The following is a 24010-nucleotide window of genomic DNA, read 5'->3' as shown; positions in this document are numbered from 1 at the left end:
TCTGCGGAATATCCTCAGGGAAAAGGATTCAGATTTCATCCTTTTCCGCAGGATTCTTCCGGGGTGAGATGGGGGAGTTTTGGCGAAAAATCATTATCTTCACGCCCGATTTTGAATAGCGTTATGATGTCTGAAGAAAATCTGTTGTCTGATATACTGAATAATTCTCCGAGTGTGGAGCTGCTGAGGCTGCGTAACCGGGAGATTATCATTCTTTTTTTATATAAAACTTTTTACCGTCACCGTGAACCGGTCGCTTACGAGGCGTTGCGCATGAGGCTGACCGATTACCTGAGTTCGATTCACCTGGAGAATGATGAGGAAAACGATATCACCAGCTTCGATTCGTACGATGAGAAGGCCTATAAATACATCCAGCGGTGGACCGACAAGGGGTTTCTGCGCAACTACCAGGAGGAGAGCGGAGAGGTGTTCTACGAACTGTCTTCGTATGCCAGTAAGGCCATCGACTGGCTCATTAGTCTGAAGCGCGAGGAGTTTGTGGGTACGGAATCGAAATTCATGAATCTTTTCGGCCAGATCAAGGAACTGGTGGAGTTTACCAACGAAGATGCTTCGGAGCGTATCCGGATGCTGGAACAGAAGAAGATGGAGATTGAACACCAGATCCAGAGCCTGCAGGCAGGTGAGAGTGCGGTGGTGTACGAGGAGTACCAGGTGCTTCCGCGTTTCCGTGACATCACCCGTACGGCGAAGGAACTGCTGTCCGACTTCAAGGAAGTGGAAGACAATTTCAAGTCGATTACCAAGTCGATTTACCAGAAGCATGCCGAAGGGGAGATTTCCAAGGGAGACATTCTGGGATTTACCTTCGATGCCCTTGAAAAACTGCAGACCAGTTCGCAGGGAAAGAGTTTCTATGCTTTCTGGGACTTCCTGATGACGCCGTCCATGCAGGATACCTGGGACAAGATGGTAAGCGATCTGTACAGTTCACTGGATGCCAAGCAGATGAAGCAGGACGATATGTTCCTGCGCAACATGAAGGGTTACCTGTACAACAGCGGGAAGAAGGTGTATCAGGCCAACGACAAGATGGCGGACAAACTGAGCCGGATTATCTGTGAGAACGGTTCTTCGCAGACCTTGGCTTCGCAGCGGCTGATACAGGACATTCAGGCCCTGCTGCTGCAACTGGCCGGACAGAATATCAAGCCGGAGATTTCACTGGAAGTGGAGACACAGCCGGAGATTTTCATGCCGCTGGAGCGGAAACTGACGCTGGAACGCAGTGCCGACATTACCTACGACCAGGTGCTGGAGATGGCTGATGCGGATATCTCTGACGCGACCGGGGTGGACCGTCTGTTTGTGAGTCATGGGGTTGACCGTGAGGTACTGAAGCGGAGGATTTCCCTGGCACTGACAAGGCGCAAGCAGGTGTCTCTGCCCGAGGTGATAGAGGAAAACGGAGGACTGGAGAAGGGACTTTCCGAATTGTTCGGATACATCAGTGTCATCCGTAATTTCCGTCATACGGTGAATCCGGAGCGCATGCAGCTGGTGGAGTTCAACAGCGAGTTGCGCAAATCAATCAACATACCTGAAATTATTGTACTGAAATGAATTTAGAGAATGTAATAGCGCCATATGGCTATGCGGTGGTCCGACTGCTGAAGGGGCCTGTGGAACATACGGATACCAAGATTTGGGAGGCGATCCTGAATTATCAGTCGGATATTCAAAAATATTTGTCACACATCGGTCTGGAACTGATCGTGAAGCGGGATGAGGGCTTTGCCTACGTGAAGCAGCTGGTCGACGACGAGGGGAAGACCATCGGTCTGGTGCCCCGCCAGCAGCTGGGCTTTGAGATTTCGGTGATACTGATCATCCTGCGCCAGATGCTGGAGGAGTTCGACAGCAACCTCGACGAACTTTATGCTACGGAGCGTTTCGTGAGTGCGGATGAGCTGAAGGAGCGGATCGAGCTGTTTCTGCCGGAGCGTTTCAACCGGGTGAAGCTGCTGAACGAGATTGATGCGTATCTCAACCGTATCGTCAACCTGGGCTTTCTGAAGGTGGTGAAGCGTGATAACGTCAACCTCTATCAGATTCATCGGGTAATCAAGGAGAAGGTGACATTGGACCAATTACAAGATTTTAAGAATAAACTGCAGGAATATGTGGAGTCTGTTTAGTACGGGAGCCGATACGTCGGGATTCCGTTTGCAATATATGGAGATATACAACTGGGGTACGTTTCATGAAAAGATTTTCAGAATGGAACCGCAGGGAAACAATGCGTTGCTCACCGGAGCGAATGCGTCGGGAAAGAGTACCATCATCGATGCGCTGCTGACACTGATGGTGCCTGCCAAGAAGGACCGGTTCTATAACCAGTCGTCGGGAGTGGAGAAGAAGGGTAACCGTACGGAGGAAACCTATGTGCTGGGACATTACGGCAATATCCAGCGTGACGGGGAGAAGGGTACGGTAACCCAGGCCTTGCGCGACCAGTCGGCGTATTCGGTGCTGCTGGCTACGTTTACGAATACCGACCAGCGTACCGTGACGATTTTTCAGGTGCGGTGGTTCTCGGGCGGGGAACTGAGGCGTACCTTCGGACTGGCGCACTGTGCGCTGGAGATTCAGCGTGATTTCCAGCCGTTCGACGGCAAGGGAATGTGGCGGCGCAGGCTAGAGAGTACGTATAAGGGTTCGCGCAACATGGTGGAGTTTTTCGAGGGACCGGTGGGTTATGCCGACCGTATGACACAGCTCTTCGGCATGCGCTCGGTGAAGGCGCTGGGGCTCTTCAACCAGATTGTGGGAGTGAAGGTGCTCGATGACCTCGACGACTTTATCCGTACGAACATGCTCGAGGAGCAGGATGCCGAGTCGCAGTTCATTATGCTGAAAGACAGTTTCAAGACACTGATGGATGCGAAGGTGAACATCGAGAAGGCCGGCGAGCAGATCCGGATGCTGACTCCGATAGCCGATCTTGCCCGTCAGATCGAGGAATCGGCCGACCGCCTGAAGCAGTTGAAGGTCGACAGTGAGACGATTGAATACTGGTTTGCCCGCAAGACCATCGAACTGGGTAAGGAGCGGGTGGACAATGCGGAACAGGAACTGAAGCGTCTGCGCCGCGAAGAGGACAAGTTGCGCGAGGATGAGGAGAAGATGAAGGAGGACGAACGTTCCATCGCACTGGCCATCGAAAACGACGAGGCGGGACGGAAGATCCGGGAAATCGAACAGGAAATGAAGCGGCTGGCGGAACAGCGTGACGAGCGCCTGGCCAGAATGAACGAATATAATGAAGTCGCTTCGCAGTTGTCGCTCACCGTCGATCCCGAGCGGGATACCTTCCTCAAGCAGCGGGAAACGGTGAAAGCCTCGCTGGAGCAGTTGAATGCCGAGATTGAACAGCGCATCCGTGAGACCGTGGCCACGGAGAACGAACAGAAGGAAATTGCCGGAACCATCCAGGAGTATCTGTCGACCATCGACTCGTTGAAGAAGAACAAGAACAACATGCCTGTGCGGGAGTCGGAAATCAGGGACATGATTCTGGAGCATACCGGAGCCACCAAGGAAGAGATTCCTTTCGTGGGTGAGCTGATCCGCGTGAATCCGGCCGAGCAGGAGTGGGAGGGTGCCGTAGAGAAAATCCTCCATAACTTTGCCTTGCACCTGCTGGTTCCCGACGAGTATTATCACGAGGTGAATCAGTTCATCAACGGTACCGACCTGAAGGGACGAATTACCTACTACCGCTACCGGAAGTACAATTCCCTGGCGGGACTGGAGCAGTTTACCGATACGGAGAACCGTATTCTCGACAAGATTGAGATTCGTCCGGATTCAGTGTATGAGGAATGGATTAGAGATACCATCTTCGAACGCTATAATTATGCCTGTGTGGATTCGCTCGAAGAATTCGAACGCTACCAGGAAAAGGCCGTAACCTGTGAGGGACTGGTGAAGTTCTCGAACGAGCGGCATGAGAAGGACGACCGTCCGCACATTGTCAGAAAAGAGAATTACATTCTGGGCTGGGACAACCAGGAGAAAATCAGTTACCTGCAGCGGGAAATCAAGACCCTGCAGCAGAAAGACCTGGACCTGATGGGACGCCTGAACGAGATGGGGGCGCAGCGTCAGAAGATTCAGCACCGCCGCGACCTGAGCAAGGCCCTGGTCGATACCTTTACCGATTATGAGGTGCTCGACTGGAAGGAGTATGCGTTGCGTCTGCAGGAGAAGCAGGCCAACAAGGCCGAGCTGGAGCAGAACAGCAATACGATCCAGACCCTGCAGAAGCAGTTGGAGAAGGTGCGTCATGAACTGCAGAAGATTTCAAAGGAATCCATTGCCGGAAAACTGAAGGAGATTTATGCGGTAGAGCACAAAATCGGTGAGACACAGGCGGAGATGGAGGAATGCCAGCATAAGATTACTTCCCTGCGTTCCGTGCTGCTGACGGATTTTGAGCAGGCGTATGAGGACCTGAAGGATTGTACCTACGAAGACCTGAAGAAGAAGTACAGTTCGTTCAAGGACCGCAACAACAGCGAGTGCGGCAAGATCCTGAACAAGCGCCGTACGCTGGAAGACAAGGCCAAGAAACTGATCAGTGAGTTCAAGCGTCCTTCGGAATACATCACCGAGAAGTTCAAGGACTGGCGCTCGGACGTGGATGCCCTGCCCGATTCGGACCATATCGAACTCATCGGAGAATATACGCACCTGCTGGCCCGCCTGGAGAAGGAAAATCTGCCTAAGTACGAAAAGCAGTTCGACAATTACCTGCAGAAGACCCTGACCGACAAGGTGGGTGAGTTCCGTATGTTCTTCATGCACTGGAAGGATGCCATCCACGAGAACGTGAAGATGCTGAACGAGTCGCTGTACGGTATCGATTACCGCCGTCGTCCGGTGACCTACATTCAGCTGGTTGCCCAGCCGCGTGCCAACGAAGAGGTGAAGGAATTCCGCCGCCTCATGGATGAGGCCATGCCGAACGTGCAGGTGGTCAATGCTTCGGTAGACGGCAGAAAGATCCACTTCCGTGACCATATCGAACCTTTCATGCGGCGCCTGGAAGACGAGGAATGGAGAAAGCGGGTGACCGATGTGCGTGCCTGGTTCTCTTACAAGGCCGAGGAATTCAACCGTGAGACAGAGGCGAAGGAAACGACGTATGAGAACATGGGACACCTGTCGGGTGGAGAGAAGGCCCAGTTGACATACACCATCCTGGGCTCGGCCATTGCCTACCAGTTCGGGCTGACCAAGAGCGGCATGCAGGAGAATTCTTTCCGTTTCATTGCCATCGACGAGGCCTTCAAGGCGCAGGACGAGGACAAGGCGCGTTACCTGATCGACCTTTGCAAACAGTTGCACCTGCAGTTGCTGGTGGTGACTCCGAACGACAACATCCACATTGTGGAGAACGATATCTCTTACGTGTACTTTGTAGAGCGTAAGGAAGAAAAGACTTCCTGGTTGTACAGCATGTCCATCGAACAATGGCAGGCAGAGAAGAATCCGGGAAAACTGTTTTAGGAACCCTTATGAATTGTGACAGTTATGGATAAGAAAAAGAAAATAATCACCGGAATCGTGGCCGGAATCTGCCTGCTGGCTGTGGGAGGAGGCACCTACTGCCTCCGGAAGCAGCAGCAACAGGAGGCGGAGCTGCAGCAGGCCGTTGCGGCGGATACCGTAAAGGCGGCCCCGAAGGTCTACAAGTACAATATCCCCGACGAGGCGTACCGGATTTCGTACGGGGAGGTGAAGTCCGGAGAGAATCTCTCTTTGATTCTTTCGGAACAGGGACTTCAGCCGAATGAGATTCATGAACTGAACCTGAAGACGGAAGGGGTCTTCGACGTCCGTAAGGTGAGAAGCGGGCAGAAGTATGCGGTGTATGCTACCGGCGATACGCTGCAGACACCGCATTATTTCGTTTACGAGGAGGATGCGAAGAATTACATCGTGTTCGACCTGCGGCCTCCTTACCGGGTGTACCGCGGCGAGAAGCCTGCCGAATGGAAAAGAAAGCAGGTGAAGGGACAGGTGGCTTCTTCCTTGTGGGTGGCCATGGAAGAACAGGATACCTCGCCGTTGCTGGCCATGGTACTTTCCCAGATTTTCGGCTGGACAATCGACTTTTTCGGCCTGCAGGAGCAGGATGAGTTCCGGGTCATTTACGACCAGGAATATGTGGAGGGTGAGGCACTGGCCAACTTCCATGTGCTGGCTGCTTCCTTCCGTGCGTCCGACAGCCTGTATTATGCCATCCCCTTTGTGCAGGATGGAGAGGAGCTCTATTATAATGAGAAGGGCAACAGTCTGGAAGGAGCCTTCCTGAAGGCGCCGCTGGATTTTTACCGGATTTCTTCCCGCTTTACCAACAGCCGTTTCCATCCGGTGCTGAAGCGTTATCGTGCCCATCACGGAGTGGACTATGCGGCTCCTACGGGTACTCCGGTTTATGCCATCGGAGATGGAAAGGTCATCGCGAAGGGCTATCAGGCAGGCGGCGGCGGCAATTACCTGAAGATCAAACATAGCGGTTCGTACGTGACTTCCTATATGCATCTTTCCCGCTTTGCCAAGGGCATTCAGGTTGGCAGTTCGGTCAAGCAGAAAGAGGTGGTCGGTTACGTAGGCTCTACGGGACTCTCTACCGGTCCGCACCTGGATTTCCGGGTTTATGAGAACGGCAGGCCGATCAATCCGCTGACTATCAAGTCGCAGCCCAAGAAGCCGATCAGTGAGCAGCACATGGCTGAGTACGTGGTGGTGCGCGACTCCTTGATGCAGCTGCTGGTGAACATGAAGTAAGTGTTGCGCCTGCATCATTATGTGCAGGAAAACGCAACGAAGTGTGTATACAAAAAGGTCGCCATCTTTCCCGAAAAGATGGCGACCTTTTCTGCAAAAGACCGCGAGGTTTTTCTTCCTCTTTCTTTATGTTTTTTCACACCGATAAAGGGAGATTTCCTTTTCTCCTTCGGCGCGGGATTTTCTTTCCTTTACGCACGTGATATTCCGCTTATCGTTCGGCTTCGATGGTATAGGTAAAACTGTCGGCACGGTAATAGCCGATGTTGTATTCAATGGGGACCTGCTGGGTGTCGTACACAAAGCGTTCGCGGATCAGAATCGGGTCGCCGGCCTTGATGTCCAGTTTCTCGGCAATCAGTTCACCCGCCAGTCGTGCGGAAATCTTCTCTTTACTGGTCTTGACGGTAATCTGATAGTCGTTTTCCAGCAGCTCATACAGCGGTCGGGTAAAGTCCTCCTCGCCGGTGAGCGGGATGTTCGGATTAAAATAAGAAATAAAGTATACGAACGGATACTCTTTCTTTCCGCGCACCCTTTCCAGTACGATGCACTTGGTAGGGTTCTCCTTGTCGAGGTTGAAGAAATTGCAGATTTCGTCATTGGGTCTCTTCCAGCTGATGTGGAGTTCGAAGTTGCGGATTTCGATACCCAGCATTTTCATTTCCTGAGAAAAACTCAGCCAGTTCTTGACACCGCTGACAATGCCTTTCTGTACCACCTTTGTACCTACTCCTTTCTTACGGATGAGCAGTCCTTCGAACACCAGTTTGTTGATGGCCTGGCGGAGGGTATTGCGTGAAATGTTCAACCTTTGTGAGAGTTCCACCTCATTGGGCAGGTATTTTCCGGATTTATATTCTTCTGAGTCAATCAGGTTTCGGAGCAATTCTTCGGCCTGAACGTGCAAGGGTTTGCTGCTATTGTGGTCTAATTCCATATCTTTTGCGTATTAGTCATTCTTTTGCAAATATAATAGAATTTTTTTTGAGACAAAGATTTGTGTAAGATAAAATATTATTCATATATTTGCACAAGAAGATAATATGTATAAACAAATATCTTTTAGTTATATGAGAAAATCAAATTACGATAAGTTTCCGGCTACGGCTATTTCAGGAACTTTGTTTTTGGGTTGGGACGAAGTGCGTCAGGCATTGAAAGAAGTATTGTTGCACAATCGGGTACTGGCAGTCGACTGCTATACCGGGGTATACGAAGAGGAACTGCTCCGCGAGCTGTCTGCCCTGGGCGCACGGGTATTGTCCGTAAATGCTTGTTACAAGAGTGAGGAATGTGTACGTCAGATGACAGAGCGTTTCATGACGGATGATGTGCTCTTCGGTTATGTGACCAACCTTACGCTGGATGATTATTTTGAGGAAGAGAAACTGGCGGCAATGCGTCGCGAGATCAGTGAAAGTACGGATCCGGTGATTGTACTGGGTACGGGTGCGCAAAAGGTGGCTCCTGAGGCTGCATTGGTTTATGTAGACATGGCCCGCTGGGAAATCCAGCAGCGTTTCCGTCGTCATGAGGTACGTGCCCTGGGTATCGACAACCGTGAGGATGCGGTGTCTGTCCAGTACAAGCGGGGATACTTCAATGACTGGCGGGTATGCGACCGTTACAAGGATACCTTGTTTGAGAAGGTGGATTTCTGGCTGGATACGCACATTGCCGGACAGCCGAAGATGATTGACCGTAAGACCTTCTTTAAGGGAATTGAGAAAACGGCTTCCAAGCCTTTCCGTGTGGTTCCTTTCTTCGACCCGGCTCCCTGGGGAGGACAGTGGATGAAGCAGGTATGCGACCTGGACCGCGAGAAGCAGAATTACGGATGGTGCTTCGACTGTGTGCCCGAAGAGAACAGTCTTTATTTCGAGGTAAACGGCGTACGTTTTGAACTGCCTTCAGTCGACCTGGTGCTGCTGAAGAGCCGTCAGTTGCTGGGTGAACCGGTGGAAGCCCGTTTCGGTAAGGATTTCCCGATCCGCTTCGACTTCCTGGATACGATCGGTGGCGGCAACTTGAGTCTGCAGGTACATCCTACCACTCAGTTCATCCGCGAACAGTTTGGCATGTACTACACTCAGGATGAAAGTTATTACCTGCTGGATGCCGAAGAGGATGCAGTGGTTTATCTGGGTGTGAAGAACGGAGTGGACCGTGAGGCAATGATCGAGGGCCTGCGCAGGGCACAGAAAGGGGAGATTGTGTTTGATGCGGAAAAATATGTCAACAAGATTCCGGCGAAGAAGCACGATCATTTCCTGATTCCGGGAGGAACCGTTCACTGTTCGAGTTCGAACAGCATGGTACTTGAAATCAGTTCGACTCCGAATCTGTTTACTTTCAAGTTGTGGGACTGGCAGCGTCTGGGTCTGGACGGAAAACCGCGCCCGATCAATGTGGAACGTGGAAAATGTGTCATCGACTGGGGACGGAATACGGATTATGTATACGAGAAGTTGCGTAACCACGTTACTCTGATGGGAGAAGGAGAAGGCTGGACAGAGGAACGCACGGGCTTGCACGACAATGAATTCATTGAGACCCGCCGTCACCGCTTCTCAGTACCGGTATTGCACCATACGAACAACAGCGTGAACGTGTTCAACCTGCTGGAAGGAGACGAAGCCATCGTGGAAAGTCCGACTCATGCTTTCGAACCGTTTGTAGTACATTATGCAGAGACTTTCATCATTCCGGCCTGTGTGGGCGACTATACCATCCGTCCTTATGGACTTTCCGAAGGCAAGGAATGTGTGACAGTGAAAGCGTATGTCCGCTTCTGATGCCGGACGGTGAGGTGTTTTCGGAATGTTAAACTTAAAAGATACTATCTATGAACATGAAATCGGATAACCGGATTGTGATGACCCTGGATGCGGGAGGTACGAACCTGGTGTTTTCTGCCATTCAGGACGGCAGGGAGGTGGTGACTCCTGTTACCCTGCCTTCGGAGGTGAACGATCTGGACCGCTGTCTCCGGGTACTGGTCAGCGGCTTTGAGGAAGTCATGCGCCGGTTGCCGGCTGCACCTTCGGCCATCAGTTTTGCGTTTCCAGGACCGGCCGACTATGTACACGGGGTGATCGGAGACCTGCCCAACTTTCCGGCTTTCCGGGGTGGGGTAGCTTTGGGAGATTTCCTGAAAGGGCATTTTCATCTTCCGGTCTTCATCAATAACGACGGCAACCTGTTTGCCTATGGCGAGGCCCTGGCAGGGGCTTTGCCGGAGATAAACGGCATGCTGGAGGCTTGCGGCAATCCGAAGCGTTACCGTAACCTGCTTGGGGTGACTTTCGGAACCGGATTTGGCGGTGGTGTAGTAATCGACGGCAAGGTGCTGCTGGGTGACAACCAGACGGGAGGATATCTGTGGTGCCTGCCGAACAAGCGGTATCCTGACCTGATTGCAGAGGAGAACGTGGGGGTACGTGCCGTGAAGCGGGTGTATGCCGACTTGTCGGGAGATAGGGAAGAGCGGACTCCCAAAGCGATTTTCGACATTGCCGAAGGTAATCTGCCCGGTGATGCGCAGGCAGCGCGTCAGGCATTTGCCGAACTGGGAGAGGTGGCCGGACATGCCATTTCGACGGCCGTTACGCTGATAGACGGACTGGTGGTCATCGGCGGGGGACTGGCCGGTGCATCGAAATACATCATGCCGGCATTGATGAAGGAGTTGCGGGCTACGACGGGCAAATGGGACGGTACGGTATTCCCCCGTCTGCAGATGACACCGTATTACCTGGAGGATCCGAAGGAGAGGGAGGCTTTCCTGAAAGACAAGGCCGTACGGGTGACGGTACCTTTCTCTGACCGGAGTACGATTTATGAGACGGACCGCAAGATAGGCATTGCCTTGTCGCGCCTGGGAGCCAACCGCTCCATCGCATTGGGGGCCTATTGGTTTGCAATCAGTCAGTTGGATTTAATAAAATGAATGACACATGAATGTAGTTTTTAGAAATATTTTATGGACGGGACTGCTGGCAGCGTCTTTGTCTGCCTGTCAGGAAGGCAAGGAGGTGGTTGCCTTGGAAAACCTGTCACAGTATGTGGAACCTCGTATCGGTACGGCACACTGCCGCTGGTTCCATTTTGCTCCGGGAGCCATGCCCTTCGGTATGGCCAAGCCGGCCCCTTCTACCAACGGTAGCCTGGGCAACAAGTCGGGATGGGAGGCTACGGGATACGATTACCGTGAGCTGACGATAGAGGGCTTCCCCTGCCTGCACGAGTTTCAGGTGGGAGGTATTGCACTGATGCCTACCTGCGGTCCGCTGGTGACGGTGCCCGGACTGCCTACCGACAGCGTGAAGACGGGTTACCGCTCGGCCTACAGTCACGAGAAGGAAGTGGTGAAGCCGGGATATTACTCCGTGCTGCTCGAAGATTATCAGATACAGGCCGAACTGACGGCGACTCCGCGTGTGGCTTTCCAGCGTTATTCTTTCCCGAAGGGACAGGAAAAGCATATCCTGTTCAATATCGGCAACCGCCAGGGAGAGAGTGGTGCCGTGAAGGATGCCTATGTGACGTACACTTCTGATGGCCGGATCGAGGGATGGGTCATTACCGAACCGGAATATGTAAAGAAATATCAGCCCGGGGCAGTGGTGCCGCTGTATTTCTCGGCCGTACTGGACAAGGAACCCGTGGGTTATGGGGCCTATCACGGCGACCGACAGCAGGCGGGTGTACGTGAGTCGAAGGGAGTAGGAGCCGGAATGTATTTCTCGTTTGCTCCTGAAAACCAGGAGGTGGTGACGGCGAAGATCGGTCTGTCGTATACCTCAGTGGAGAATGCCCGGCTGAACCTGTATCAGGAGGCTGCCGACCTGGAATTTGATGAGGCCAGGGAAGAGGCACAGGCTACCTGGGAGGATTACCTGGGACGTATCCGCGTGGAAACTGACCGCAAGGAAGATAAGGTGAAATTCTATACCGGACTGTATCATGCGCTGCTGGGCCGCGGACTGGCGAGTGATGCCAACGGAGCGTATCCGAAAAATGACGGTACAGTGGGACAGTTGCCGATGAAGGACGGTGCCCCTGTATACAATGTGTACAATACGGATGCTGCCTGGGGAGCGCAGTGGAACCTGTCGCAGCTGTGGACACTGGCTTATCCGGAATACATGTCCGAATACATCAGCAGTCACCTGCAGGCGTATAAGGATGCGGGCTGGCTGGCCGACGGACTGGCCAACAACCGGTATGTGTCGGGTGTCGGTACGAACCTGCTGAGTACCATCATTGCCGGAGCCTATGAATGCGGTATCCGCGATTTTGATACGAAGACGGCTTATGAGGCCTGCCTGAAAAACGAACTGGACGGAAAGGACAGACCTTTCGGGGCCGGCAAGGTGAATACGGCGGAATTTGTAAAATACGGTTATGTGCCGCATCAGGATGAAGGAGAGGGATATCATGAGACCTTCATGTTCTCGGCTTCGCATACGTTGGAATATTCTTACAGTGCATGGGTGGTGGCTCAGTGGGCCGAACAGTTGGGTGATACGGCGCACTACAATCAGCTGATGGACCTGTCGAAGGGCTGGGAGAGACTGTACGACACGTCGTGCAATTTCATCCGTCCGAAGAAAGCAGACGGCAGTTTTATAGCCGACTTCGATCCGATGCAGGTATGGAGAGGATTCCAGGAAGGAAATGCCTGGCAGTATACCTTCTATGTGCCTCACGATGTAAAGGGACTGGTGGAAAAGATGGGTGCCGACGAATTCAATGCCCGTCTGGACAGTATCTTCTCTATCTCGCAGAAGAAGATTTTCAGCGGAGGTACGGAAGTGGGAGCCTTTGCCGGATTGCAGACATTGTACAATCAGGGAAACCAGCCTTGTCTGCATACTTCATGGTTGTTTAACGAGGCGGGACGTCCGTCGTTGACTCAGAAGTGGGTGCGTGCCATCCTGAATGAATTCTACGGCACCGACGGCATCCACGGATATGGTTACGGACAGGACGAAGACCAGGGACAGTTGGGCGCCTGGTACGTGATTTCTTCCCTGGGTCTGTTTGACGTAAAGGGACTGACCGATCCGCAGCCTTCGTTCGGACTGGGTGTTCCTTTGTTTGATAAAATTACCATCAAACTGAATGAAGAGTATTATCCGGGCAAGGAATTCGTCATTACGGTTTCTGACAATACCGGATCGGATACGTATGTACAGCAGTATCTGCTGAACGGACAACCGTTGCATGCGACGCGTATCCCGTTCGCCGATATTGTGAAGGGCGGCAGTCTGGACATTCAGATGGGTAAACAGCCGAAAGATCAATATTAATCCGGAGAATTGCTATGAAAAATAAAGAACTGAACAACAGTCAAACAGCCACCGGCGGAAAGTCGGCAGTCATTCTGCCGGTGCTGTTCGGATTTTTTGTCATGGGCTTCGTAGACGTTGTGGGCATTGCCACCAACTACGTAAAGAAGGATTTCGCCTTGTCGGATACCTTGGCCAACCTGCTGCCCATGATGGTGTTTTTGTGGTTTGCGGTCTGCGCCATACCGGCCGGCATGCTGATGGGACGCATCGGACGACGAAATACGGTGCTGGTTTCCATGGGTATCACGGCAGTAGCCATGCTGATACCCATGTGCGGCTATGAGTTTGTTCCCCTGCTGATTGCCTTTGCCTTGCTGGGAATCGGAAATACCCTGCTGCAGGTTTCGTTGAACCCGATGGTGGCAGGCATTGTGCGGGGCGATCGTCTGGCCAGTGTGCTGACGATGGGGCAGTTTATCAAGGCGGTATCCTCCTTCCTCGGACCGATCATCGCCGGTGCGGCAGCTGCTTATCTGGGGTCGTGGAAAATGATTTTCATCGTTTTCATGGTGGTGACGCTGCTGTCGATGGCGTGGCTCTTGCTGACTGTTCCGGCAGACCGCTCGGAAGAGGAAGTCACGACTTTCCGCTCTGCATTTCATCTGTTTTCCGACCGTACGATATGGATGCTCTTCGTGGGTATCCTGGCGGTGGTCGGCATTGATGTGGGCTTGAATACAGCCATTCCCAAGCTGCTGATGGAGCAGACTGGCATATCCCTGGCCGAGGCCGGACTGGGAACCAGTCTGTATTTCGCTGCCCGTACGATAGGTGCGTTCATCGGGGCATTCCTGCTGGTGAAAATCTCGGGCAAAACTTTTATGAAGGTCTGTATGACAGTAGCGGCAGTGGCCTTTGTGGCACTGCTCTCCGTAACACAGCTCTGGTTGCTTTCCGTCCTGATAGTGGTGGTCAGCCTGGCCTGTTCGAATGTCTTTTCGATTTTGTTCTCCTACGCTTTGCAGCATTCTCCCAGGCAGGCCAATGAAATTTCGGCCTTGATGATCATGGGTGTTTCGGGCGGCGCACTGGTGATGCCGGTAATGGGGGCATGCTCCGATGCGTTCGGACAGGTAGCGGGACTGCTTCCTCTGTTCGTCTGCATCGTATACCTGGGATATGTATCCTGGAAAATGAAATAAATATGTTTATTAGTTTTTTGAATCCACAGACAGGTTGTGCTGGATTAGATCTCTGACTTTTGCTCCTCAGATTTAAATCTATCAGGCAATCTGTCTGTTTTTTTTTGACTTGATTTTTATGATTTGTATTTGAGGAGGTCAAGGGGTATTTCTCATACGTAGGCGTAAATAGTAATTCCCCACACTGTCTTCCGGAAGACAGCTTGTGGGGAATTTTAGTATTCTGATGGGAGGACGGTGCCGTGAGATCCTCCGTGATATCGCAGGGTTACTGAATCTTCAGCAGGAAACCTCCTCCGGGTGCCAGGTGAATCTGCAGCGGCTGTTGTTTGCCGACCGTCAGACTCTCCCGTTTGTAATCCCGGGCAATCCGGTCTGCATTCACTCCGTCCTTGAACAGCATTGCCTGCCGGCTGCCTTCCGGAAGGAAAGGCAGGTCCACATTCACCGTCCGTGCTTCCCAGTTGGTAATTCCTCCGACGTACCAGCAATCTCCTTTGCGTCTTGTCATTACCACATATTCTCCCATCTTTCCGTCGAGCACAATCGTCTCGTCCCAGACGGTAGGAATCTGCGAAATTGCTTCCGTACATTCCGGTTCCCGCTGGTAATTGCTCGGTGTGTCGCACATCATGTTGAGCGGCGATTCCAGAATAACATACAGTGCCAGCTGCCGGCTGCGGGTTCCCTGACTCATCGGCTCGCTGTTGCAAGGGTAATAAGTGCTTCGGTTAGCATTGCGCATGGCTCCCTGTGTATAGTCCATCGGGCCCGATGTCTGTCGGATAAACGGAAGCATGGTCTCGTAAGTAACCTGGTCGAAACCGGCCGGTCTCCACTTCATCTGTTCCATGCCGTGTACCCCTTCAAAGTTCAGTACGTTCGGATAAGTACGGTTCAGTCCCGCCGGCTTGTGCGTACCGTGCAGGTCGAGAACCAGTTTGTATTTCGCACACATTGCAGCCGCACGGTGGTTGAAGTCAGTCATCATCTGGTCGTCCCTGTCCATGAAGTCCACCTTGAAACCTTTCACTCCCAGTTCCGAGAAGTAGCGGCATACATTCTCCATGTCGCGTTCAAAGGCATAATATCCGGCCCAGAGGATGATTCCCACGTTCCGCGCCTTCGCATAGTCGGTCAGTTCCTTCAGGTCGATGTCTTTTACCACCTGCATCAGGTCGGCCTTTAAGTTGACGGCCCATCCTTCGTCCAGAATCACATATTCAATACCGTGCTGGGCGGCAAAGTCGATATACGCCTTGTAAGTCGCATTGTTGACACCGGTCTTGAAGTCCACACCGTCCAGGTTCCAGTCGTTCCACCATTCCCATGCCACCTTGCCCGGCTTGATCCATGAAGTGTCAGTCAGCTTCGAGGGTTCTCCCAGCAGGTAACTCAGGTTGGACGCAGCCAGTTGGGTATCCTTGTCGGTAACGATGGCAATGCGCCAGGGGAAGGTTCTTTTTCCGTCCACCTTCGCAATAAAGTCTTCCCGGTCTTCCACCAGCATCTGCAGCTCGTTGTGTCCGCCCTGTTTCAGTGTCTTCGGATAAGGGGCCATGACCGCCGAAAGCATGTTCTTACCCTCGGCATTGCTCAGATACATACCCGGATAATTGTTCAGGTCCGATTCGGTGATGCAGACCTTCACCTTGGGAGTTGCCTGTACCACCAGCGGCAGGAACATCAGCCGCTGCTTGTTCAGCTGTGAGATGGGAGCTGTGGCATAGATGTTTTCAAAGGAACTGAAGAACTGGTCGTTAAAATCGCCGTCTTTACCCCGGAACACGTAAGGTACGGTCGCAGTCGCATCCGTCGGAAACTGATAGCTGGCCTCTTCGTGGAGGATACAGAATGTCTTGGGAGAATGGTTCTCGAAGCGATAGGCAATGCCGTCATTGTAGGCACGGAATACTACGCTGTAATCTCCTTTGAAACGCAGGGTAATTTCGTTGTAATAGTCTCTGACCTGCGACGAACGGTAGAACGGACTGTTTACCTGAGTGTCGTTGCTCCGGCGGGACACTTTCGACAGCCGGGCCTTTTCTCCCCATGTCTTTCCCTGGTCGGTCTTGATGGAGATAGGAGAAGGAGACAATACCTGTTCCCCGCTGTGAGAGATGTCATACGTCAGTCTGTCTCCGACCTCAATCCGGGAGGTCAGTTTGCCGTCGGGCGAAGACAGCAGAAATTTCTTTTGTGCCTGTAACGATAAGGAAAGAAAGGCACACGTACACGTGAGTAATAGATTCAGTTTTTTCATTGTAAAAGAATGATTATAATATAAGGTTTATGTGAAAAAGCATTTTTCTTCGGGTAAAGATAACGATTCTTGTTTGAAATTACGCTTGTTCATACATAATTTTATCATGCCTTGTCAATAGAAGTAAGCCTTTGCATTAAAAAATGCGGGAATACGTATTTCAGTTTATTTCCGTATCCCCGCGTATGGGTCTTTCGGTTTTTACGATTTCCCAACCCCTGTCCGGTAAGTTCCGGTACATCCGTCAGGCTATGAATCCGATCGGACGGGAAACACTGATTTTCAGTTGCCTGCAACCCAGGAAATTCTTCTCTGCCTCGATGATGTCTTCTTCTTCTATCCGGCTGAACAACTGGCGGGAGCCTTTGCTCTTTCCGGACTGCGACATCACCCGTTTGGCCATACTCTTAATGATGCCTTGCTCAATCAGGTTGTGGACCCATCTTCCGTTTCCGAAATGAGGGGCGTGTGCCGAGACCGCTTTTTCAATGGTCTTTCGCAGCCGCTCTTCCGCCTCGGGAGTGAGGGTGAAATTGCGTTTGGTCAGAATGCGCCTTGCCATTTCAGCCAGTTCTTCCGGAGTATAGTCCTCGAAGTGAAAATGGAGCGGAAAACGGTCTTTCAGTCCCGGATTGCTGTTCAGCAGGGTCTGCATTTTGTCCTTGTAGCCTGCCAGGATGACAATCATGTCCGGATTGGGTTCTGACAATACGGGCAACAGGGCGTTGATGACCTCTTTCCCGAAATCTTTCGAGTCTTCTTCCTGCGTAATCAGGGTGTAGGCTTCGTCTACGAACAATACCCCGCCCCGTGCGTTGGCAATGGTCTCCCTCATGTTCTTCTCGGTGTGTCCGATGTATTCTCCTACCAGGCTGGTGCGGTTGGTCTCGATGAGGTTTCCGTTGGAAAGGATACCCATTTCGTGATACATCTGTCCGATGATTCTGGCCACGGTCGTTTTTCCGGTTCCGGGATTGCCGAGAAACAGCATGTGGTGGCGGTTGTCGTCCGAGGTCTCCAGTTGCATCATCTTGCGTTCCTTAATGAATAAGGTGAGCAGGCGCGCCTCACGGATGTCCTTCTTCAGCCGTTGCAGTCCCACCAGTTCGTCCAGCTGTTCCTCGGCGGAAGCGCTTTCTTCCTCGGAGGGGGACGGTTGGGTATGAACCGTATCTTCACCATCTGATAGGTGCATCGGTGTGACTTCGTACGGAAATTCCGTTTCCGGATGGGAAGACTCGTCTGCGGGCTTGTGTACGGTAAAGGTATTTTCCGGACCGAAAAACTGCACCAGTCGGGGACATCGCGAATGCGTACGCTCAATGTCTTCCTCTGTGCCGTGGAGAATGAAGGTGGCATTCGGAAAGGTATTCTGTACGATCAGGTTGTACAGGATATTCAGCTGTGATTCCGCCGCAGGACTGTCCGGAAACGACTGGAGGTTGACGGTAACCGCCTTGCTCTGTTTCAGCTGGGGGGAGAGTTCTTCCCAGCCCAGTTCCCCGCTGAAGAATTCCTTTACCGGAAAGGCATAGCGGGTCTCGGTGTTTTCCTCCGTGAAATGAGCGGAGAGAATCAGTGAGGAGAAGACCCGGGTGTAGAAGCGGTCGCCTTTTACCAGCATGTGGAAATGGGGAGCCGGATGCGTATGGGCAGCCGACTGGTGCTGGAGATAGAGGGTGTCCAGCAACTGATGGATGACCGAAGAACTGAATTTGCAGATATGGAGTCTGTTCCACCATTCCCGATGACAGAGTTCGGTGATGAAAAACAGTTCCTTGGGATGGTCGCAGAGCATTTCCACCGGATATTTTTTCCAGGTGGCATAAGCTACCGGGGCTTCAAACGGAACGAACCACTGGGGATGTCCGTTGCTGAAAATGTAAAGGTAACCTTGTCTGTCGTTCCATTCCTTTGAGTCACAGAGGCGGAAGCATACTTTCCGGATGCTTTTCCGGTTAGCGACAGAAACGGTGTCGGAAGCAATCAGTTGCAGGTCGGAAGAATAGGCACAGACAGTGAGTTCCGAAACTCCTATCAGTGGGGTATGACAGGTAAACTCAACGAGCAGCAGATTATCTGCATATTCGGGTGTCTGTACCGATGAGTCGATTTCACATTTAGCACGTAATACATAAGCTTTCATCATAAACAACAAATTTTTAAAGGTTGGTAGTAACATTTGAATAAAGTGGCGGCTGTGAGTATACAGCCAGTCAGAGAGATCCTCTTCTTCCCCGTTGAAGGAGAGGAGTGAACTACTATGTCAAAGAACACAACGAACCCTTGCTGCCTCCTTTTTGCTGCGGCAACACCGACACATGTAATGAAATGCTTGAAAAATTAACTTACATGAATAACGATCCGTTAAGCATCTTTGAATTGAATTTGTTGTTTATATTTTTTGAAAATGCAGCACCTGCATGGCAGGATGCCTCATGCGACAAAAATAGGTATTTGGCAGCGAATTTGCAAGAGAAAACGCAGTAATGTTTAAAAAAATCTTTTATCGGTTGCTGAAAAAGAATTATCTTTGTTTGTAAATTGAGGTCCGGACCAGACGGTTGTCTTTCCGGACGGAATAGGATGAAACAAAAGTTAGACGATATGATCAGAACCAGAATATTTGATGTGGCCGGACATCTTTTCTCGGTAGAGATGGAGGAGAACTGGCAGTTGTGGCAGCACCTGACCAATTATGAGCCTTTTGAACTTGCTCTGAAGGGGGAGGATGAGGCAGAGAGGCTGCAGACGGTCTTCCGTCTGCAGATTGTCTGCATGCCGGACGAAAACTGGCCCAGTGCCCAGAAACAGGTAGCTGAGTTCGACGACGACGGCTCATACATCTGTCTGTATGAGTCGGGAGCGGAGGAACTGCGGTTTGGGATGTCGGATGCCCGCGTGAACCGTGACCGTCAGAGCGGACTTGAATTGAACCTGACCACCGGGGAAGCGGTGCTGTTCCTGCATCCGGCAGTAGGAAGGCGGGAAGCTGTTTTCGCAGTGAATAATGCACTGATGCTGCTGTATGCGGTTTGTACGGCACGTAAAAATACTTTACTGATGCATGCTTCTGTAACCGTGTGCGAAGGGAAGGGATATGTGTTCCTGGGACGCAGCGGGACCGGAAAGAGTACGCACAGCCGTCTGTGGCTGTCTGCCATCGAGGGAACGGAACTGCTGAACGATGACAACCCGGTCATCCGCACCTTGCCGGAAGGGGTGTATGTCTATGGTACCCCGTGGAGCGGGAAGACACCTTGCTACCGCAACCGCAAGGCTGCTTTGGGGGCGATTGTGCGGCTCAGTCAGGCTCCGTTCAACCGAATCGAGCGGCTGAAGGGGGTGGCGGCTTATGCGGCAGTGTCTCCTTCGGCCTCGGCCATGAAGTGGAGGCGGGAGTATGCCGACGGTCTGCACCGCACGCTGGTCGACCTGATAGGACGCTGCGGGGTCTATCATCTGCAGTGCCTTCCGGACAAGGAGGCGGCGTTGCTTTGTCATGATACGGTGGGGAGGAACGCGGAATGATTGTCAGACGGAGGGTGCCCAACGAGGTGCTGTTGCCTGAGGTGGAGCGGATGCTGTCCGAAGGACTGACGGTGACGCTGCGTACAAAGGGGAGCAGCATGCTTCCTTTCATTGTGGGCGACCGCGACAGTGTGGTGCTGCAGAATCCCCGCGACCTGAAGGTGGGTGACATTGTCCTGGCCCGGGTGGGCGAGGGACGGTATTACCTGCACCGCATCATTGCCCTGAAGGACGACAAGGTGCGTCTGATGGGGGATGGGAACGTGAAGGGCACGGAGGTGTGCCGGCTGTCGGAGGTCTGCGGTAAGGTGAAGGTGATTGTTCGCAACGGGAAGGAAGTGAACCCCGAAGGACATGGCGAGCGCTGCAGGGCCTGGTGGTGGCGGAAACTGCTGCCGTTCCGACGGATCCTGCTGGGAGTGTACCGCCGCATCCGGTGAGGGAAGGCCGTGCTGCGGACGGAAGGAGGATGAGGCTGCAGGCCCTGACAGGTTTGAATGAAATTGGATGTTAACTGAGAGAAATAAGAGACATGAAGTTAAAGAAAGGATTTGTACTGCGCGATGTAGCAGGAGAGAAAATAGTGTCTGCCGAAGGACTGGAACAGATGGATTTCAATAAGTTGATTACGCTGAATCCTACTGCGGCTTACTTGTGGGAGGAGGTTTACGGCAGTGAGTTTGATGAAGACCGACTGACGGACCTGCTGACCGACAGATACGATATCGACCGGGAAACGGCTCTGGCCGACGTGCGTCAGTTGCTGAAGGACTGGACGGAAATTGGAGTGACGGAGGAATAGGAATGGAGGTTACTGCCTTGCAACTTTTTGCCTTGCTGCGCGCTGCCTTGTGGAAGGAAGAGGTGGATGTGTCGCTGTTCAAGGGGGCGGTCGACTGGAAGGCCGTATCGGCACTGGCTTTCCGGCAGACTGTTCTGGGACTGCTGTACGAGGGTATCATGCAGCTTCCGCAGGAGTACCGGCCGGAGCGGGCGCTGATATTGAAACTGCATTCGTGGTGTGTACAGACGGTGCAGCGTCATCATTTGCTGAATGAGGTGTGGAAGGAGATTGCCGGACGCCTGGAGGGTGAGCAGATTCACTGTGTCCTGCTGAAGGGACAGGGGCTGGCTGCCAATTATCCGGAGCCGCTTCGCCGTGCGTGCGGTGACATTGACCTGTATGTGGGGAGTGAGAACTATCCCCGGGTTTGCCGGTTGCTGGCCGATTGGGGGATGCTGACGGAGGAGGCTTCGGAAACGATGCAGCACCTGCATCTGACGTACCGTTCGGTGACGCTGGAGATTCACCGCATTACGGGGGTGATGTATCACTGGCGGATAAACCGGGCTTTTCGGGCGTGGAGCGATGCGCTGCTGCAGGGACCCGACTGCCGGACAATGGAGGTCGGCGGAAAGACGGTGTACCTGCCTCCGGTGCGTTTTGATGCCCTGTTTATTTTTTATCATCTGCACCGTCACTTGCTTACGGGGGGAGTGGGACTGAGGCAGTTCTGCGACTGTATGATGTTCCTGCATGCCTATGCCGGTGAGGTCGACCGCTCCCTGCTGGAGAAGGACCTGAATGAGATGGGACTGATGCGGGGATGGCAGATCATGGGTTACCTGGTGGTGAATTACCTGGAAATGCCGAAAGAGGAATTTCCTTTTTATGCGGACGACAAGGATGTCCGTGAGAGTGCGGGAGTAATGTTGGAACTGGTGCTTCGCAACGGCAACTTCGGCTTCTTCAATCCCGTGCGTGAGGGGCGGCCGGAGGGGTATCTTTCCGGTAAACTGCATTCGCTGAAGGTAACGGTCCATCACCTGAGACAGATGAGTCGGCTGTTCCCGAAGGAGGTGTGGGCATACTGGACGTTTTATTTGTGGAGAGGAGTCACGCATGCGGCTACCGACTGGCTGAAGAAGAAGTCGGCCGGATAAGGATGCGTTTTTGTTTCTGTAAAGAAGAGAACGCTGTGCGAACTTGTTCTTTTCTCCGGTTTTCCTGCGGAGGTTGCACGACCCTGATACGAAGGTCCTGTAACCTCCGCAGGAACGTTTTATGACCTCCGTATGGGGGTTGAAAATTCCCTGGAAAAGAAAAGCAGAACATTATTAATCATGTGAGGATTAATATAAGGTATAAGGTTGATGACAAAAAAGATGGCATATGAGACTGACGGACAATCGTCATTTCATATGCCATCTTTTTGGGGGTACCGCATGGATCTCCTGACGGAGGTTGCGGTATTTGCGGTACAAGGTCCGGCGGGTGTTCTGTCGTTCATAGGGTCATGAGCGACATGTGCCGGAATAACTGTGCAGGTCTTTCGCAGTGGGCTGTCTAGATTTCATCGGGCCAGGGACAAGGCTTTCCTGTCGACTTGAAAGAAGGCCGTTGTGCACCCGAGCTCCGCAGGAACTGTCCGAGGTTTTCCGACAACTGTTTCACCACCTTCGGGTATTTGCCTGCCAGGTTGCGTGTCTCTCCGATATCGGAAGGAATGTCGTAGAGTTCCTTTTTCCCGGTCTCATAAAAATAGATGAGCTTCCATTTGCCCTGGCGGACCGTACAGGTAGCTCCGATACCCGGACCCTGCTCTCCCCACAGGTTGGGGCAGTTCCAGTACAGACTTCTGCCTTCCGAAGGATCTCCGGTCTGTTTCAGCAGTGGAACAAAGCTGACCCCGTCGACGGTTTGCGGCACTTGCCAGTCGGTGATTCCTGCCATTTCCAGGATGCTGGGAAAATAATCTTCAATGATGACATAGCTGTCGCAGCGGCTGTTGGGGGCCGTGACGCCGGGCCAGCTTACAATCATCGGTTCGCGGATGCCGCCTTCGTACGCCGATCCTTTTCCGCAATTCAGCGGTGCGTTTTGCGTATAGAGCGGTTCATCTCTCCATCCCGCACCGGTGGCATATCCTCCGTTGTCGCCGCAGAACAGGATGATGGTGTTGTCGGCCTCTCCGTTTCTTTCCAGCCAGTCCATGATGTCACCCAGACTTTTGTCCATTCCTTCAATCAGCGAAGCGTAGGCTGCTTCCTTGTCCGACATTCCTTTTTGTTTGTATTTTTCAAAGAAACGTACGTCCTTGTCTATCGGAATATGGATGGCATAATGCGACATGTAGAGATAGAACGGCTGATTGTAGGCCTTGGCCTTGTCGAGGGCATGCAGGGCTTCCTGTGTCAAGGCTTCCGTAATGAAAGTGCCCGTCTGCCAGTATTTTTCAAGTCCCGGTACCGACATGAGGGATGTCGGATTCCCCTTCTCGTCGTGTCCGTAATTCAGTTCACTCAGGTAAGTGGCCAGTCCCCCGGCCGCGTGTCCCGAGATATTTGTCTCGAATCCGAAATGACAAGGATTTTCTCCCGGAGTGTCGATGGCACCCCAATGCGCCTTGCCGCAGTGGATGGTATGGTATCCGCTGTTTTTCAGCAACTGTACGAAGGAAGTCGCCACGTAAGTATGATCGGTTCCGGGCACCTGCGAGATACCGTTGTAATTCCAGTCGGGCAGTTGCAGCACCTCGCTCGGCATGTCCGTGGTCTTGCCCTTCTGCAGCGTCCAGTTGGTTACCCGGTGGCGCGCCGCATTGGCTCCCGTCATCAGACTGCAGCGGGTAGGGGAACTGATGCTGGAGGCATAGGCCTGCGTAAAGAGCATTCCCTGACGTGTAAGCCGCTCCATGTTGGGAGTCTCGTAACGTTCGTTGTACATTGTTTTTTGTGTCCAGAACGGAACAGAAGTGTCCTGCCATCCCATGTCATCGACCAGGAAGAAAATAATGTTCGGCCGTTGAGGCGTGCTGTTGTCCGCCACGGTCTGTCCGGTGATGCCGGCAAAAGGAAGCACTCCCAATGTAGTGAATAGAAGTTTGTTCATG

16 protein-coding genes are annotated in these 24010 nt (G+C 52.5%); 12 read left to right on the top strand and 4 right to left on the bottom strand.

Going from position 1 to position 24010, the window contains the following annotated elements:
- Window positions 1-123: 123 nt before the first annotated feature.
- The 4 genes from H3001_RS10745 to H3001_RS10730 are packed head-to-tail and all read left to right on the top strand — an operon-like array spanning window position 124 to window position 6822.
- Window positions 124-1587 carry a DUF3375 domain-containing protein gene (locus H3001_RS10745; protein ID WP_181214916.1) on the top strand — a complete coding sequence of 488 codons (1464 nt, stop codon included), beginning with the start codon at window positions 124-126 and terminating at the stop codon, window positions 1585-1587.
- A complete protein-coding gene (locus H3001_RS10740) occupies window positions 1584-2162 on the top strand; it encodes a DUF4194 domain-containing protein (protein WP_178244578.1) in 579 nt (192 codons plus the stop codon). The genes H3001_RS10745 and H3001_RS10740 overlap by 4 nt, the downstream gene beginning before the upstream one ends.
- Window positions 2146-5538, top strand: a complete 3393-nt coding sequence (locus tag H3001_RS10735; protein WP_178244579.1) for an ATP-binding protein — start codon at window positions 2146-2148, stop codon at window positions 5536-5538. Before H3001_RS10740 ends, H3001_RS10735 begins: the two co-directional genes overlap by 17 nt.
- 24 nt (window positions 5539-5562) lie before the next feature.
- The gene (locus H3001_RS10730; RefSeq protein ID WP_181214915.1) at window positions 5563-6822 is read left to right on the top strand and encodes a M23 family metallopeptidase; all 1260 of its coding nucleotides are present in this window, start codon (window positions 5563-5565) and stop codon (window positions 6820-6822) included.
- Window positions 6823-7033: 211 nt separating this feature from the next.
- Here H3001_RS10730 and H3001_RS10725 read toward each other — a convergent pair whose 3' ends face one another.
- Complete coding sequence (locus H3001_RS10725) at window positions 7034-7762, bottom strand: GntR family transcriptional regulator (protein ID WP_181214914.1); 729 nt, start codon at window positions 7760-7762, stop codon at window positions 7034-7036.
- Window positions 7763-7868: 106 nt separating this feature from the next.
- Between H3001_RS10725 and H3001_RS10720 the strand changes: the two genes are divergently transcribed.
- The 4 genes from H3001_RS10720 to H3001_RS10705 are packed head-to-tail and all read left to right on the top strand — an operon-like array spanning window position 7869 to window position 14323.
- Window positions 7869-9620 carry a class I mannose-6-phosphate isomerase gene (locus tag H3001_RS10720; RefSeq protein WP_394367807.1) on the top strand — a complete coding sequence of 584 codons (1752 nt, stop codon included), beginning with the start codon at window positions 7869-7871 and terminating at the stop codon, window positions 9618-9620.
- A gap of 50 nt (window positions 9621-9670) precedes the next feature.
- The gene (locus H3001_RS10715) at window positions 9671-10774 is read left to right on the top strand and encodes an ROK family protein (protein WP_181214912.1); all 1104 of its coding nucleotides are present in this window, start codon (window positions 9671-9673) and stop codon (window positions 10772-10774) included.
- A 7-nt stretch (window positions 10775-10781) separates the two neighbouring features.
- Window positions 10782-13139, top strand: a complete 2358-nt coding sequence (locus H3001_RS10710; protein WP_181214911.1) for a GH92 family glycosyl hydrolase — start codon at window positions 10782-10784, stop codon at window positions 13137-13139.
- A gap of 14 nt (window positions 13140-13153) precedes the next feature.
- A complete protein-coding gene (locus H3001_RS10705) occupies window positions 13154-14323 on the top strand; it encodes an MFS transporter (protein ID WP_219915870.1) in 1170 nt (389 codons plus the stop codon).
- A 268-nt stretch (window positions 14324-14591) separates the two neighbouring features.
- Here H3001_RS10705 and H3001_RS10700 read toward each other — a convergent pair whose 3' ends face one another.
- Together H3001_RS10700 and H3001_RS10695 are read right to left on the bottom strand one after the other, a co-directional pair.
- On the bottom strand, window positions 14592-16586 hold the full coding sequence (locus tag H3001_RS10700) for a glycoside hydrolase family 97 protein (protein ID WP_181214910.1): 1995 nt from the start codon (window positions 16584-16586) through the stop codon (window positions 14592-14594).
- A 244-nt stretch (window positions 16587-16830) separates the two neighbouring features.
- The gene (locus H3001_RS10695; protein WP_181214909.1) at window positions 16831-18735 is read right to left on the bottom strand and encodes an AAA family ATPase; all 1905 of its coding nucleotides are present in this window, start codon (window positions 18733-18735) and stop codon (window positions 16831-16833) included.
- A 458-nt stretch (window positions 18736-19193) separates the two neighbouring features.
- Between H3001_RS10695 and H3001_RS10690 the strand changes: the two genes are divergently transcribed.
- The 4 genes from H3001_RS10690 (at window position 19194) to H3001_RS10675 (ending at window position 22061) form a co-directional block, all read left to right on the top strand.
- A complete protein-coding gene (locus H3001_RS10690) occupies window positions 19194-20117 on the top strand; it encodes a hypothetical protein (protein ID WP_181214908.1) in 924 nt (307 codons plus the stop codon).
- Entirely contained in the window at window positions 20114-20557 is a 444-nt protein-coding gene (locus tag H3001_RS10685) for a S24/S26 family peptidase (protein WP_181214907.1), read from the top strand. The genes H3001_RS10690 and H3001_RS10685 overlap by 4 nt, the downstream gene beginning before the upstream one ends.
- Window positions 20558-20649: 92 nt before the next feature.
- Window positions 20650-20919: a PqqD family protein gene (locus H3001_RS10680; protein WP_181214906.1), complete on the top strand. Its 270-nt coding sequence runs from the start codon at window positions 20650-20652 to the stop codon at window positions 20917-20919.
- Window positions 20920-20921: 2 nt separating this feature from the next.
- Window positions 20922-22061, top strand: coding sequence for a nucleotidyltransferase domain-containing protein (locus H3001_RS10675; protein ID WP_181214905.1), 1140 nt, complete (start codon window positions 20922-20924; stop codon window positions 22059-22061).
- A gap of 403 nt (window positions 22062-22464) precedes the next feature.
- Here the strand turns inward: H3001_RS10675 and H3001_RS10670 are convergent, their stop codons facing one another.
- On the bottom strand, window positions 22465-24009 hold the full coding sequence (locus H3001_RS10670) for a sulfatase (protein ID WP_181214904.1): 1545 nt from the start codon (window positions 24007-24009) through the stop codon (window positions 22465-22467).
- Window position 24010: the final 1 nt, after the last annotated feature.

Source organism: Phocaeicola faecicola (assembly GCF_013618865.1).
In the GTDB taxonomy this organism is placed as follows: Bacteria; Bacteroidota; Bacteroidia; order Bacteroidales; family Bacteroidaceae; genus Phocaeicola; species Phocaeicola faecicola.
This window is presented reverse-complemented; position numbering and strand designations above follow the sequence as displayed.